The organism is Streptomyces sp. NBC_01092 (assembly GCF_045039535.1).
In the GTDB taxonomy this organism is placed as follows: Bacteria; Actinomycetota; Actinomycetes; order Streptomycetales; family Streptomycetaceae; genus Streptomyces.
Window position 1 is genome coordinate 1,958,917 of sequence record NZ_CP108659.1, and the last position, 13,462, is coordinate 1,972,378.

The window sequence follows — 13,462 nt, forward strand, 5'->3', positions numbered from 1 at the left end:
GTGAGGTGCACATCGATCCGACCGGTACGCATTCGCGCAGGTCGGGGGATGGTTTTCGGTGCGGTCGGCCTCGGGTTTCGCCCGGGTGCGGTGGGTCCGAGGCCGCTCCGGTCGGTCAGGCGCGTTTGCGGGCGAGCTCCTCGTAGAAGTGGAGGAGGTCGAGGTTGTCGATGGAGCCCGGGTTGACCGCCTTGTCCAGGGGTGTGCCCTGGAGGAGGCGCTTGACGGGGACCTCGATGCGCTTGCCGGTGAGGGTGTGCGGGACCCCGGGGACTTCGATGATCTCGTCGGGGACGTGGCGTGGTGAGAGCTGTTCGCGGATGGTCTGCTTGATGCGGTTCAGGAGGGTCTCGTCGAGCACGGCGCCCGGGGCAAGGTGTACGAACAGGGGCATCCAGTAACCGCCGTCGGGCTGTTCGATGCCGATGACGAGGGATTCCTTGATCTCGGGGAGGCGCTCCACGGCTTCGTAGATGTCGGCCGACCCCATGCGGACGCCTTGGCGGTTGAGGGTCGAGTCGGAGCGGCCGTGGATGACGACGGACCCGCGTGAGGTGATGGTGATCCAGTCGCCGTGGCGCCATACGCCGGGGTAGGTGTCGAAGTAGCTGTCGTGGTACCGGCTGCCGTCGGGGTCGTTCCAGAAGTGGATCGGCATGGACGGCATGGGGTTGGTGACCACGAGCTCCCCGACCTCGTCGATGACGGGGTTGCCGCTGGGGTCCCAGGACTGGAGGTCGGTGCCGAGGCCGGGGGCCTGGAGTTCACCGACGTACACGGGCAGGGTGGGCACGGCTCCGGCGAAGCAGGAGCAGACGTCCGTGCCGCCGCTGACGGAGGCGATCCAGAGGTCGTCGCGGACCTCGTCGTGCAGCCAGCGGAAGCCGTCGGGTGGCAGGGGGGATCCGGTGGTGGCGACGCACTGCACCTTGCTGAGGTCGAAGTCGCGCGCGGGGTGCACGTCGGCCTTGCGGCAGGCCATGACGTAGGCGGCCGAGGTGCCGTAGAGGGTGGCTTCGGTGCGTTCGGCGATCCGCCACTGGGCTCCTGTGTCGGGATAGCCCGGGCTGCCGTCGTAGAGGACGATCGTGGTGCCGGTGAGGAGGCCGGAGACGAGGAAGTTCCACATCATCCAGCCGGTCGAGGTGTACCAGAAGAAGCGGTCCTCGGGGCCCAGGTCGCAGTGCAGGCCGAGTTGTTTGAGGTGCTCGACGAGGATGCCGCCCTGGGACTGGACGATGGCCTTGGGCAGGCCGGTCGTGCCGGAGGAGTAGAGCACCCACAGGGGGTGGTCGAAGGGCACCTGATCGAAGATGGGTTCCTCGTCGGCGGCTGTCAGGGCCGACCATTCCAGGGCGCCTTCGGGAGCCTCGGTGCCGAGGACCGGAATGTGAACCACCGCTCGCAGGGTCGGCAGTTCGCGACGCAGCTCGGCGACGATGTCGCGGCGGTCGTGCTCCTTGCCGCCGTAGCGGTAGCCGTCGACGGTGAACAGGACGACCGGTTCGACCTGCTGGAAGCGGTCGAGGACGCTGCGGGCGCCGAAGTCGGGGGCGCACGAGGTCCAGACGCCGCCGACGGCGGCCGTGGCGAGGAGGGCCACGACGGCCTCCGGGATGTTCGGGAGGTAGCCGCTGACGCGGTCTCCGGGGCGTACGCCGAGGGCGCGCAGCTCGGCGGCGAGGGAGCCCACCTGGCGGCGCAGCTCGGACCAGGTGACGGGGCGGGGCTCGTGGGATTCGTCGACGTGGAGGAGCGCGGGTTCGTCGGCGCGGGTCGTGGCGGCTCGCAGGGCGTGCTCTGCGTAGTTCAGGGTCGCGCCGGGGAACCATTGGGCGCCGGGCATCGAGCGGTCGCCCAGCACGCGCGCGTAGGGGGCGGAGAAGCGTACGTCGAACCACTCCGTGACGGCTTTCCAGAACGTTTCCAGCTCGTCGACCGACCAGCGGTGCAGGGCCGTGTAGCCGCCCTCGGAGGGGGCACCATGGTTCTCGGCGGCCCAGGCCTGGAACTGGGTGACCTGGGCTCCGGCGATGCGCTGCGGGTCTGGCTGCCACAGCGGCTGGGGGTTCACGATCGACATGGGGCGGCTCCCGGACTGTGCGCGTCGTGTGCGTCTTCCACGCACGGCGGGGGTGTGCGCGTGACGCGGATGACACGGACGATGCCATGTGATCGACTTCTACACCAGGGTCCGCCCCACATAGTCCGTGTCGTGAAGATGTGGCCGAATCATGTGGTCAGAGCGATTCTCGGGTGATCACATCTCACGTTCTCTCACAGGAGGGCCGTGGAGCCCCTCCCAGGTGGCGGCGGCAGCGCGCAGATCTTCCACGTCCGGCTTCACGTACCACTTCTTGGTGGTCTTCACGTTGGAGTGTCCGGCCCACCGGGCGAGGATGTGGTCCGGGACACCGTTGTTCGCGAGGTAGGTCAGACATGACGCTCGCGCGTCGTACAGACGCACCCGCCGTAGTCCAAGCTTGGCCATGAGGCGGTAGGCCTCCACACGAAGGTGGCGGATCTTCAGCGGCTGGCCGACCTCGTCCGCGGTCACGTAGCAGCTGTCGATGTAGTCGCCGCCGAGCGCCAACTTCTCGCGGGCCTGGCTGGCGCGCCTGTGGTGTCCGTCGACGGGTACGCCGGCGGCATCGCCCTCAGCCACGTCGACCCCACCCAGCCGTGACCACCGCCGCCCGCGACGCCGCGGAATGGCGCCTGCGGGCGGCCTGCCGCGGCCAAGACATCAGCCTCTGGTTCATCGACAAAGGCCACTACAGCACCGCCCTGACCATCTGCGGCAGCTGCGCGGTCCGCGCCGAGTGCCTCTACGACGCGCTCGTGATCGAACCGGCCTGGCACCGCTACGGAATAGCCCTCGCCGCCGCGTGCTGCGAGCTCTGGTGGACATCCGCCGACACCGACCACGACCCCGCCACCTGCACCAGGAAGGACCAGACCACGTGAACGACCGCCTGACCGTCGACACGATCACCAGCGACCAACTCGACGCCCTGTACGACCGGATCGCCACCCTGGAGCACGTGGCCCCGGGCAACAAGCGGCACCCGACCTGGAGCGCGCACAGGCGACCATCGCCCGCGGGCACGCCCTCGCGGACCGGTGGAACAACGCGCTCGCAGTCGACCAGCCCTACGCCCGTGCTCTCCTCGCCGCACTCGGCCCCGCCCCTCGATGCGCGCCCAAGACCGCTGGCCCCGAGCACCCCGTCCACGACGTCCGGGAAGCGCTCGTATCCGAGGCCGCCCTGACGTCCGAGGCGGCCGTCGCCCTCATTCGCCGCTACCACGACGCCATCCACGGCGCCTGCTGCCCGTACGACCACCGCCCGGTGCGCCCTGGCTACGCCGCGGCCGCCAACCGCGCGGCCCTGGACGAGATCCGCCAGGCGCCCGCCGAAGTCGTCCACCCCGAGTCGAACCCGCAGGTCAGCGAGCCGGACGAGGTGGACGAACAGCCCGCGTGCACCTGCACGTACGGCCAGCGCTGCCCCAACTGCCGCGACTGAACGAGGAGTCGACCATGCCCAAGAAGCCCACCGCCTCAGCTACTTCATCCAATCCCCCCCGCCTCGAGCCAACCGTGGCAGCGGGCGACAGGGGTCAACATCACCTGGGAGTCCAAGGCCAAGGCACTGGAGAAGCTCGCTGTTCGGCGCGCGATGCAACCCAGCTGGGAGCACCGGCTGATGGAGCGGATCACCACGGTCACCGAGCAGCCCGCCACGGAGGCCTGACCATGCGCATCGTCCGCCTCACCCCCGAGCAGGCCCGCGCCGTCAGCGAGCAACTGACCCGCGTCGCCGTGTTCGTCCTACAGGTCATCAACGCCTTCGCCGCGCTCGCCCGGACCGCTGGCGAGGCACTGGCCCGTCTCTGCGAGCTGCTCGCCGTCCACCACGCCTGAGCATGACGAAGGGGCGTGCGCGCACAGTTTGGCCGGACCGGCGCACGCCCCCAGGCGGGATCGCCGTACCGCCCCACGCACAACCAGGAGCCGATGACCACCGCCACCCACCTCCGCACCATCGCTACCCGCTGGACCGACCTCGCCGACGCCCTCGCCTCCACCGGCACCACCACATGGCCGCGCGCCGGCCGCATGTCGGACTACCTCAACGCCCTTGACCAGGCTGACGAGGAGCTCGCCGAAGCCGCGCGCTGGCAGGCCGCCTACAACCGCCAGTTCCTCGACCGCGACCCCACCCAGATCGGCGCCACCCGGCCCCCGCTCCGCATCGCGATCCTCGACACCATGCGCACCGTCGAAGCCGCCCTGATCCACACCGCCGACGAGGTGGCCCACACCGTCCAGCGAGAGCCCTTGGCGTTCACCCGGCCCGGAAGGTCGACAGCACCACGTACCCGAGCGCACGGCACGCTCGGATCGTGTCCGAGGACCGTCAGCGCCGCGACGCCCTCGCCAGGGCCGACGTCGCCGACCCGCGCCGCTGGAGGTACGGCGGACGGCACACCGCCCCGCACACCGCCCTGGGGCTCCTAGCCCGCGTGGAGGCCCGCCCGGGCCCGTTCCGGCAGTTCCCCGAGCGTGAGCACCTGCTGATCGCCAACGTCGCCTCGGAGGCCTGCGAGCGCGTTGAGCGGGCCGTCGACATCGCGGATCGCACCGCCACGCCGGCCATGCCCTGCCCGCGCATGATCAAAGTGGTGTACCCCTGCGGCGGCTGCATCGAGATGTACGGCGGCGCCGGCGCCGAACCGGTCGCCCACTGCACCGAGTGCGGGCACATCTGGACCGGGCAGGGCACCAACGCTGCATGATGCAAACTGAGTAAGTGGAGCCCCCAAACCAGAGCTAACTATCGGCATTCAGGAGTAACTATGAGTAATAGTGCACCTGAAAAGAAGGCGCAGGATGCCGCTCGCGAAGCCCTACTGCGGTGCATCGCCACCGCAGCGGAGCGCATCGCAAAGGCCGAACCAGCCAGCCAGAGCCACGCACTCAAAGACCTGGCCGAGGCGTATGCATTCGTCGTACACCCGTCACAGCCGCGGTGACCGGTGACCAACATCTGAGCCCCCTCACCCACCCGTGAGGGTGCTCAGCCACGCCCGTGTCAGTCCAGGTCGACGCCGAGTTCGGTGTCCGGTCGGCAGAACGCGCGGGCCTCGATGGTCGGGTCAGTGAGCGAGACCCGCGCGTCATGCTCCGTGATCCGGTGTGGCCTGCCCTCGATCATCGAGCAGTCGCCGAGATGGATGATCGAGGGCTCGGGCCCCCGGGACGTGCGCTTCTGCTGGACGACGAACTGCGGCCGGGGCACGATCTGCGCCACCGGGCCGAGGCTGGCACCACCCTTGGGCAGCTTCGGCCGCCGAGGGGGCGACGCCTCGGCCCGGGCGAGCGCGGCCTGGACGGCCTGTCGCTGGAGCCTGAGGTACGTGCCCACCGTCTCGTTCGCGGCGAGCTCCTTGTCCAGGTGCGCCAGGATCTCGCGCAGGCGCGGGGGATCCGATGGCAGCTCGTTCGCATGTTCGATTCAAACGCTGTGCACCCGCCTCGTCGAGAAACCGCCGACGCCCCCGCGTCTTGACCTACACTCTCGCCGGTCACTCCCCGTCACCAGCAGGTACTAGGAGTTGCGGGCCTCGATCGCCGCTCCGATCCTGCACGCATGGGCGATGAGGCCAGTGACGGCAGACACAAACACGCGCGGGAGTGGCTCACCTTCCTTGTCGCAGCCATGGCTGCGGTCGTATCCGTCCTGGGCTACATCCAGTCCAAGGCGGCAAACACCGACGCCACGAAGGCCCGGAAGGCGACAGAGCGGAGTACCGAGCGAGAGCAGGCGAGCCTGGTCGATTTCATCGTTTGGAACCGCGAGGGTGTACGAACTCTCAGCATCGCCAACCACACGCGGCAGACGATCAACGAAGTGAAAGTGATCTTCGACGACGAAAGGTATCTCGACGTCGGATCAGTGCCCGGCTGCGTCATGTGGTACATGGGCCCCCTGAAGACCACCGACGAATACGGAGAGGAACACGAAGTCATCCTCCCCGCTCGCCTCGACTTCACTGACTCGCAAGACCCCACCACCAAGTGGACTCTGACCCGGACCTTGGACAAACGGAAGCCCGAGCCCGAACTGACGGGGAATCTAACGGCGCTGTTCAGCGGACAAATGACGACCGTAACTACCGCGTGCTAGAAGCCGGCACCCATCCGGCGCGCCGTTCCCGCCTCGCGCTCCCCGCCAACCCGGCTACCCCTCGGCCTGATCCTTCTTCGGCCGCGCCGTCCCTGAGCCCTTGTAGCCGCGAAACACGTCCTGCACCGTGCTGAGCTTGATGCCGAGGTGGTCGGCAATCTCGGTGGCCCGAACGCGGCACGGCCCAGACGACCGTTCCTACCGCCTACTGGGCCCGAATGACGCCCGATCACACCCGCACGACGCCTGGTCATACACAGGGCGCCCACGGTCCGACGCCGGTACGACGAGACGCCTGATGAAGCCCACGCCCGACCCGGACCAGCCGGACGAGAAGCCGCCCTGGTGGTCCGTCCGCAAGGACCCCGACGCCGCCCCGTCGCCCGAGCAGGGAGAGTGAGCTGCCGCCCGGCTTCCACATCACGTTCCCACCTCCGCCCGCCCCCCGAGCCCGTCGACACCCGCGCCCAGAACCGCCGTGCCCGCGCGCGCCGCTGGCTCCTCATCCACGGCGCAGGCGCGGGCGTCGGATGGTCCTTCGGCCCATACGCCTCGATGGCCGCGTTCCTCGACACCCTCGGCCCCGGAGCACCGGCGGCCGACCTCGCGCTCGTCGGGTTCGGCTGGTTCGGCTGGTTCGGCTGGTTCGGCGCCGAGCTGATCGGCGAACGGTACGTGCGGATCCTGCCCTCCCGCCTACGCCCCGCCGCCCACGGGGCCCTGCGCATCCAAATGTCCACCGCCCTCCTCGCCACCGCACTCCACGCGCCCAACTCCCGCGCATTGCCCTGCTGCTCGCCCTGACGTGGCTGGTGACTGCAGTCGTGCTGGGGCTACGCCTGCCCGACCCCACCGCCCCTGCACAACCGGCGCCACAGCCGACCGACAAGGGCGCTGAGGATGGCTCAGAGGAGGCCGCCCCCCCCCAGCGGGATCACCCTCGAGCAGCTCGTCCAGGCCCTCCACACGGTGGGCGCCCCGCACGCCCACACCACCGCTCTCGCGGACCACTTGGGGACCTCCACCAGCACCGTCCGGGAGGCCCTCGCCGAGGCCCGTATCCCCCTCTCCGGTGGGGTGGGGATGGAACGCCGCCCCGTGCCCGTCTCCCCGGGCGTGAAGAAGGGTGACTTCCCACCGCTCCCCTCCCCCGACGAGGAGGGCCCCCAGGAAGGGGCGTTGACCAGCAACAACAACGACACCAACGCCGGGCTGGACTACGAGATGATCCCCGGCGAGGAGCGACCGGTCTACACGTTCGTGCGCTGGCCGACGAGGCAGCGGAAAAGGGCGAGGACAAGCCCATCAAGATCGATGACCACTCTTGCGACGCGCTCCGGTACGGCGTCCGTACGACCGAGGCCCTGTGGCGGCCGCACATCCCGATGCTCCTGGAGGTGGCCGCGTAATGCCTCTGCCCACGCGCGACGAGACATGGCCGCCCGTCGACTACCGCGTCCAGCACGCGCTCGCCGGCTGGGATGCCTGGTACTCCAGCGAGCCCGACCGGCTCGAAGCCCGCTGCTCCGGCCGCGGCTACCGCGAAGCCGTCGACCGGCCCTCGCAGCACCGCGGCGGCGTAGTCGGCCGTTTCGCCCGCTAGTTCTGGGGACAGCCCACCCCCGAGGGCGAGAAGCGCGACAAGCTCCACGTTCCCCTCGCCGGGGACATCGCCCGTACGAGCAGCGAGCTGCTGTTCTCGGAGGCACCGAAGCTCGTCGCCGTCGAGGGAGCCAGCGAAGCCACCCAGCAGGCCCTGGACGACCTGATGGAGGGCGGGCTTCAGCCGACGCTCCTGGAGGCTGGGGGAGATCTGCGCAGCGCTTGGCGGCGCGTACCTGCGCGTCGTCTGGGACGACGAGGTATCGGACCGCCCGTGGATCGACACCGTGGCCGCCGACCGCGCCGTCCCCGAGTTCCGGTACGGCCGGCTCGTCGCGGTCACCTTCTGGACCGTCCTGGAGGCCGAAGGCCGCAACGACCAACGGGTGTTCTGGCACCTGGAGCGCACGAGAAGGGCCGCATCTTCCACGGCCTGTACGAGGGCTCGTCGACGAGCCTGGGTGCCATACGGCCGCTCGCCGACCACCCCGAGACGGCGCCGCTCGCCGCGATGGTCGACGAGGAGGGGGGCCTCGACACCGGCGCCCCCGACAACCTCACCGCCGCGTACGTACCCAACGTCCGCCCGGCGCGCGCTTGGAGGCACATCCCCACCGCCGCCTACTGGGGCCAGTCGGACTTCCAGGGAAGGGCAAGGGCCGCATCGTCGTCCCCTCCTCGATGCTGGAATCCCTCGGCCCCGGCCAGGGCGCGGCGTGGAGCGAGGAGCGCAGGGTCTACTCGGGGCTCAGCATGCTCCAGCGGCCTGGCGATCCCAACCCGCTCACGGTGGTGCAGTTCGAGATTCGTGTGCAGGAGCACCGCGACACCTGTCAGGCTCTGGTCGAGCAAGCCGTGCGGCAGGCCGGCTACTCGGCCGGCTCGTTCGGCGAGTCCGACAGCCGGTCACTGCGACTGAGGTCAAGGCCCGGAATCGACGCTCTTTGGGGACCGCAGGCCGCAAGGGCCTGTACTGGAAGCCTGGCATCGCGGACATCACGGCCGCGTACCTGGCAGTCCTGACCGGGCCACGGTTCCGCGTGACCGGGCTCGACCTGGAGCCGCCGCAAGTGGAGCTTCAGGACGGCATCAGCGAAGCCCCCACCGAGCTCGCCACAACGGCCGAGCTCCTGAACCGGGCTGAGGCAGCCTCACGGGAGACGCTCGTACGGCTGGTGAACCCGGACTGGGACGACGACCGGGTGCGCACGGAGGTCGACGCGATCCTCGCCGAGACCGGACGTGCCGTCGCCGACCCGACGCTGACGGGCGCAGAGGGGGACGGAGATGCCGGTTTCCCCAGCGATGGCGGAGGACCTGGCGACTGAAGTCCGCCGCCTGTACGAGGACGCCGAGGCCTCGCTCCTGGAGCGCCTCGCCGCGGCCCTGGAAGCGGACATCGAATCGCCTCGGTGGGCGGAGCTCAAGCTCGCAGCCGTGGGCGACCTACGGCGCGCCGTGGAGACCATCTCCACAGCTCTGGAGAACGACGCCTCCGGAGCAGTCGCCGAAGCCCTCACCGAGGCGTATAACCGCGGCCGCCAGGCGGCCGTCGCCGAGGTGGGCGCCCTCGACATCGGCCGGGAGTTGGCCGCCCGCAATGCGCTGCCCAACGCGGCCGCGGTTGACCGGCTCGCCGCGAGCATGGCGGAAGACACACACCCGCTGCGTGACGACGCCTAGGAGAAGCTGACATGCCCGCTCGAAACGGCTACAGGACGCCAACCAAAAGCAACCTAGCCGAGGAGGAGTGGAGGCTGGACAACGTCCGGGGGCGTCGGTACTGCCCGGTCCACCCCACTCAGCAGATGATGCCCGTCCTGTTCGGGATGGACGTGTGCCCTCTTGCCCACGGGGAGGCGGAAGCCGAGCCGAGCGGTGGAGCCAGCGGCGAGTAGGTACTGGCGACAACGCCGAGACCTGATCCGCCGGGCGGTCCGCCTCAGCCGCGCGAGCAGCAGGATCAGCCTCAGCACCCGTGTCGGTAATCGGCCCGTGATCGGCCCCGCTCGTCCGCTGCCCCCGTGGCGGATGGGCGGGGCGCCTTTCACCGAACGAGGTCGGCGAGCGGGACGTCCAGGACGGCGGCGATGCGGAGCAACGTGTCGAGCTGTGGGTTGCCGCGCCCGGCTTCGATCTCCTGGAGGCTCCAGCGGCTGACGCCGGCAGCGAGGTGGAGAGCCTCTCGGGTCATGTTGCGGTGTGTGCGTGTTGTGCGGATGTGTTCGCCAATGGCGCGGCGGCGGTCGGTCAGCCAGTCGTCGTCATCGGGTACGTGCACTCGACAAAGGTTTTGGCGTGCGTGATCACAAGTCAGCCCGGCAAACCAGGCATTCTGTGATCATTGCGCGCCGCTCAAGCGCCCGCCCCGTCGGAGGACCGGAAACCTCCGGCGGGGCGGGTTCCTCTCGTGCGCTTCACGTAGGCATATGCCAGAATCGCTAGAAACTTTGTTCGAATCCAGCTAGCGTCTACACACGTCGGCCCCGGCTGGCGGAGGACCGGAAACTCCACCATCCGGGGCCGCTTCGTGCCGCCTAGGGCCATCGCCCTCTCACACACATCTCACAGAGGTCGTGTGAGACGGCTCCCGAACCGCCCTCTGTAGGTCTCTCCATGGACCACATGGAGGCGGTGGGACACCGTTGCCGCTCTCGACGGCATAGTCCGTGTCGTGAAGATGTGGTCCCGGCACGGGTGAACGGCAGTTGAACGGCACGCGCGTGTGGGGCGGTGAATGGCAGGCTGAGCAGCATGGACGGTCGTGACCTGGTGCGTTCGATGAAGGCGGTCGGTTCTGTGGGGGCGGCCCAGGGGTTGCGTACCGTACGAGCGGCGTGGCGCAGGAGGCGTGCGGACGCCGTGGGGCTGCCGCCCCGGGGTGTCGAGCGCGCCCGTGTGCCCGGGCCCGTGCAGGAGGTGCGGCCCGGTCCGGGCGGCGGTGTCCTGCGGTTCAGCCGGTCCGAGCTGCGGGTGAGCGTGACGGTGAACGGGGCCGTCTTCTGGGGCTGGGACGGGGCCGCTCCCGAGCCGTCGTACGCGCTCGCGGGCCGCTGTCCGGAACCGGATCCCCGGGCTGTCCTGGAGCCCGACAAGGACGGCGGCTGGCGGGTCGTGGCCGAGCGGGTGACGGTCGTCATCTCGCGGCACGGCGCCGTGGAGGTGAAGACCCCCGGTGGTGTGACGCTGCGGCGTGATCTGCCGCCGCGCTGGTGGGAGCCGGTCGCCGGCGGGCCTGCGCGGTGGATGCAACGGTCGGAGGTGGCGGCGGACGCGCGGTTCTTCGGGCTCGGAGGGCGGGCGTCGGGTCCCCGGCTCAGGGACGGCACGTACCGGCTGTGGAATACCGACCCCGGGCGTCCGTTCGGTCCCGGCGACGATCCGCTGTACATCACCATGCCGGTGCAGTTGGTGGTGGCCGACGCAGCGACGCATCTGGTGTTCCACGACACCTCGTGGGACGGCACCGTGACCCTGCGGGAGGGCGAGGAAGGCGCCGGTTCCGGCCATGACCGGGCGGGGGCGAGCGAACTGCGGATGGACGGCGGTCCGTTGCGCTGCTGGGTGATGGTGGGCACTCCCGCGCGCGTGCTGCTCGTCTGGGCGTCCTTGACCGGTGCGGCGGCGCTGCCGCCCGCGTGGGCGCTGGGGCACCATCACGCGCGGTGGGGGTTCGGCAGCGAGCAGGAGGTGCGGCGGATCGTCGCGGGTTACCAGGAACGGAACCTGCCGCTGGACGCGGTCCATCTGGACATCGACCACTACGACGAGCACCAGGTGTTCACGGTCGACCATGAGGCCTTCCCCAAACTGCCGCAGCTCGCCGAGGAGTTGCGGCGGGACGGGATCCGCCTGGTGTCGATCGTGGACCCGGCGGTGAAGGACGCCCCGGGCAATGCCGTGTACGACAGCGGCACGGCCGAGGACGCGTTCGTGCGGGACGCCTCGGGTGAACTCGTGCGGGGCGTCGTCTGGCCCGGGGAGGCGGTCTTCCCCGACTTCACGCACGCGCGCGTGCGGCGGTGGTGGGGTGGGCTGTACGAGGAGCGGCTGGCGCAGGGTTTCGCGGGTTTCTGGCATGACATGAACGAGCCGACCTCGTTCACCGCCTTCGGGGAGTCGACACTGCCGCGTTCGGCCAGGCACTCCCTGGACGGGCGCGACGGCGACCACAGGGAGGCGCACAACGTCTACGGCCTGTGCATGGCCAGGGCGGGCTACGAAGGGCTGCGTGAACTGGCGCCCGAGCAGCGGCCCTTCGTCTTCTCGCGCTCCGGATGGGCCGGCATGCAGCGCTACGGCGGCACCTGGTCCGGGGACGTGGCCACGGGCTGGCCGGGGCTGCGAGCTTCGCTGTCGCTGGTCATGGGGCTCGGGCTGTGCGGTGTGCCGTACTCGGGGCCGGACGTGGGCGGCTTCGACGGGAGTCCTTCGCCGGAGCTGTATCTGCGGTGGTTCCAGTTGGCCGCGTATCTGCCGCTGTTCCGTACTCACGCGAGCCTGCGTGCGGGGCGCAGGGAGCCGTGGGAGTTCGGGCCCGAGGTGTTGGAGCACGCGCGCGTGGCGCTCGTCGAGCGTCGGAGGCTGCTGCCGTACTTCATGACGTTGGCGCATCTGGCCCGGCGCACGGGGGCGCCCTATGTGCGTCCGCTGTGGTGGTCGGCGCCCGAGGACCGGACGCTGCGCGACTGCGAGGACGCCTTCCTGCTCGGCGACTGCCTGCTGGTGGCGCCGGTGCTGGATCCGGGCGCCGACCGGCGTGCGGTGCAGCTGCCACGCGGGCGTTGGTACGACACGGCGACGGAGCGGGCGTACGAAGGGCCGGGGCAGGTTCTCGTCGACGCGCCCATGTCGCGGATCCCGGTGCTGGTGCGCTCGGGCGCCGTCGTCCCCGTGCGTGGGGACGACGGCGGGCTTGAACTGGAGGTGTGGGCGCCCGCCCGGGGACGGACCGGGGGCGGGCTTGTCGTGCCGGACGCGGGTGACGGCTGGGACGAGCCGGAGATCGAGCGTTACGTCACGCGCTGGGACGGCAACAAGGTGGTCGTCGAGCTGGACCAGGATGACGGCGTGATTCCGTCACCCCGTCCGGTGCGCGTACGCGGGCTCGGCGAGCGTGGGGCTCAGATGTAGCGGCCCTCGAAGAAGGCCCGCGCGGCCAGCGTGTGCAGCGGGAAGGCCAGCTCCTCCGGCCTGCGCAGGAGGTGCCAGCCCTCGGTCTCGTCCGTGGCGGCCGACGTCGGCAGACGGTCGGCGGGCCGCTCCGGCAGGAGGCCGAACAGCAGCAGGTGCCCGTCCGGGGAGCTCATTGCGTCGACGAGGCGTACGTCGCGGCCGGCCGCGTCGATGCCGGTCTCTTCGTTGAGTTCGCGGACGACGGCCTGCCGCCAGTCCTCGCGGTCGTCGATGTAGCCGCCGGGCAGGGCGATGCCTCCGCGCGCGGGGGCGATGGTTCGGGTGACGACGACCAGGGCGGTGCCCTGCGTGTCGTACACGGGCTGGAGTGCAATGGCCACCGGCAGCGGATTGCGGTAGGCCACGGCGCCGCACACCGGGCAGGTGCGCGGCCAGCCGGAGACGCCCTCTCCGTAGGGCGCGCCGCAGCTCGAACAGTGTGAGCCCGCTGCGGAGTTGGGGGCGGAGGCTTGAGATTCGGACACGCGGCGG

Annotated in this window: 17 protein-coding genes; 12 read left to right on the forward strand and 5 right to left on the reverse strand. The window is 70.2% G+C overall.

The window, feature by feature from the left end:
* Positions 1-115: 115 nt before the first annotated feature.
* Positions 116-2,083 (reverse strand): acetoacetate--CoA ligase, encoded by a 1,968-nt coding sequence (locus OG254_RS08600; protein ID WP_405579092.1) that lies wholly within the window; start codon positions 2,081-2,083, stop codon positions 116-118.
* Positions 2,084-2,260: 177 nt separating this feature from the next.
* Complete coding sequence (locus OG254_RS08605) at positions 2,261-2,665, reverse strand: tyrosine-type recombinase/integrase (protein ID WP_405579095.1); 405 nt, start codon at positions 2,663-2,665, stop codon at positions 2,261-2,263.
* Positions 2,666-2,682: 17 nt separating this feature from the next.
* On the opposite strand from OG254_RS08605, the gene OG254_RS08610 reads away from it, so the two are divergent.
* The 6 genes from OG254_RS08610 to OG254_RS08635 all read left to right on the forward strand — a co-directional run bounded on the left by OG254_RS08610 (position 2,683) and on the right by OG254_RS08635 (position 4,802).
* Positions 2,683-2,967, forward strand: a complete 285-nt coding sequence (locus tag OG254_RS08610) for a WhiB family transcriptional regulator (protein WP_405579098.1) — start codon at positions 2,683-2,685, stop codon at positions 2,965-2,967.
* Complete coding sequence (locus OG254_RS08615) at positions 2,964-3,272, forward strand: hypothetical protein (protein ID WP_405579101.1); 309 nt, start codon at positions 2,964-2,966, stop codon at positions 3,270-3,272. Before OG254_RS08610 ends, OG254_RS08615 begins: the two co-directional genes overlap by 4 nt.
* 80 nt (positions 3,273-3,352) lie before the next feature.
* Positions 3,353-3,529, forward strand: coding sequence for a hypothetical protein (locus OG254_RS08620; RefSeq protein WP_405579103.1), 177 nt, complete (start codon positions 3,353-3,355; stop codon positions 3,527-3,529).
* Positions 3,530-3,759: 230 nt separating this feature from the next.
* Positions 3,760-3,927 (forward strand): hypothetical protein, encoded by a 168-nt coding sequence (locus OG254_RS08625; RefSeq protein WP_405579106.1) that lies wholly within the window; start codon positions 3,760-3,762, stop codon positions 3,925-3,927.
* Positions 3,928-4,020: 93 nt separating this feature from the next.
* Positions 4,021-4,524, forward strand: coding sequence for a hypothetical protein (locus OG254_RS08630; RefSeq protein WP_405579109.1), 504 nt, complete (start codon positions 4,021-4,023; stop codon positions 4,522-4,524).
* Positions 4,525-4,529: 5 nt separating this feature from the next.
* Entirely contained in the window at positions 4,530-4,802 is a 273-nt protein-coding gene (locus OG254_RS08635; protein ID WP_405579111.1) for a hypothetical protein, read from the forward strand.
* A gap of 296 nt (positions 4,803-5,098) precedes the next feature.
* On the opposite strand, the gene OG254_RS08640 is transcribed toward OG254_RS08635, so the two are convergent.
* A complete protein-coding gene (locus OG254_RS08640; protein ID WP_405579113.1) occupies positions 5,099-5,431 on the reverse strand; it encodes a DUF6233 domain-containing protein in 333 nt (110 codons plus the stop codon).
* Between the two features lie 225 nt (positions 5,432-5,656).
* Here OG254_RS08640 and OG254_RS08645 point away from each other — a divergent pair, with 225 nt between their 5' ends.
* The 5 genes from OG254_RS08645 (at position 5,657) to OG254_RS08665 (ending at position 9,478) form a co-directional block, all read left to right on the forward strand.
* Complete coding sequence (locus OG254_RS08645; RefSeq protein WP_405579116.1) at positions 5,657-6,193, forward strand: hypothetical protein; 537 nt, start codon at positions 5,657-5,659, stop codon at positions 6,191-6,193.
* Positions 6,194-6,748: 555 nt separating this feature from the next.
* Complete coding sequence (locus OG254_RS08650; RefSeq protein WP_405579119.1) at positions 6,749-6,997, forward strand: hypothetical protein; 249 nt, start codon at positions 6,749-6,751, stop codon at positions 6,995-6,997.
* 604 nt (positions 6,998-7,601) lie between these two features.
* On the forward strand, positions 7,602-7,796 hold the full coding sequence (locus OG254_RS08655; RefSeq protein WP_405579121.1) for a hypothetical protein: 195 nt from the start codon (positions 7,602-7,604) through the stop codon (positions 7,794-7,796).
* A 943-nt stretch (positions 7,797-8,739) separates the two neighbouring features.
* Positions 8,740-9,123, forward strand: coding sequence for a hypothetical protein (locus tag OG254_RS08660; RefSeq protein ID WP_405579124.1), 384 nt, complete (start codon positions 8,740-8,742; stop codon positions 9,121-9,123).
* Positions 9,083-9,478: a phage minor capsid protein gene (locus OG254_RS08665; protein ID WP_405579127.1), complete on the forward strand. Its 396-nt coding sequence runs from the start codon at positions 9,083-9,085 to the stop codon at positions 9,476-9,478. Before OG254_RS08660 ends, OG254_RS08665 begins: the two co-directional genes overlap by 41 nt.
* Positions 9,479-9,842: 364 nt before the next feature.
* Here OG254_RS08665 and OG254_RS08670 read toward each other — a convergent pair whose 3' ends face one another.
* Positions 9,843-10,076, reverse strand: coding sequence for a helix-turn-helix transcriptional regulator (locus OG254_RS08670; RefSeq protein WP_405579130.1), 234 nt, complete (start codon positions 10,074-10,076; stop codon positions 9,843-9,845).
* Positions 10,077-10,549: 473 nt separating this feature from the next.
* Between OG254_RS08670 and OG254_RS08675 the strand changes: the two genes are divergently transcribed.
* Positions 10,550-12,928 carry a TIM-barrel domain-containing protein gene (locus OG254_RS08675; RefSeq protein WP_405579133.1) on the forward strand — a complete coding sequence of 793 codons (2,379 nt, stop codon included), beginning with the start codon at positions 10,550-10,552 and terminating at the stop codon, positions 12,926-12,928.
* On the opposite strand, the gene OG254_RS08680 is transcribed toward OG254_RS08675, so the two are convergent.
* Positions 12,919-13,455: an NUDIX domain-containing protein gene (locus OG254_RS08680; RefSeq protein ID WP_405579136.1), complete on the reverse strand. Its 537-nt coding sequence runs from the start codon at positions 13,453-13,455 to the stop codon at positions 12,919-12,921. The genes OG254_RS08675 and OG254_RS08680 overlap by 10 nt on opposite strands.
* Between the last annotated feature and the right edge of the window lie 7 nt (positions 13,456-13,462).

What these genes read in the sequence shown, in the direction of transcription:
- OG254_RS08600 (WP_405579092.1), bottom strand. Translation starts at nt 2,083, where the DNA reads ATGTCGATCGTGAACCCCCAGCCGCTGTGGCAGCCAGACCCGCAGCGC.
- OG254_RS08625 (WP_405579106.1), top strand. Translation starts at nt 3,760, where the DNA reads ATGCGCATCGTCCGCCTCACCCCCGAGCAGGCCCGCGCCGTCAGCGAG.
- OG254_RS08630 (WP_405579109.1), top strand. Translation starts at nt 4,021, where the DNA reads ATGACCACCGCCACCCACCTCCGCACCATCGCTACCCGCTGGACCGAC.
- OG254_RS08645 (WP_405579116.1), top strand. Translation starts at nt 5,657, where the DNA reads ATGGGCGATGAGGCCAGTGACGGCAGACACAAACACGCGCGGGAGTGG.
- OG254_RS08650 (WP_405579119.1), top strand. Translation starts at nt 6,749, where the DNA reads ATGGCCGCGTTCCTCGACACCCTCGGCCCCGGAGCACCGGCGGCCGAC.
- OG254_RS08655 (WP_405579121.1), top strand. Translation starts at nt 7,602, where the DNA reads ATGCCTCTGCCCACGCGCGACGAGACATGGCCGCCCGTCGACTACCGC.
- OG254_RS08665 (WP_405579127.1), top strand. Translation starts at nt 9,083, where the DNA reads ATGCCGGTTTCCCCAGCGATGGCGGAGGACCTGGCGACTGAAGTCCGC.
- OG254_RS08675 (WP_405579133.1), top strand. Translation starts at nt 10,550, where the DNA reads ATGGACGGTCGTGACCTGGTGCGTTCGATGAAGGCGGTCGGTTCTGTG.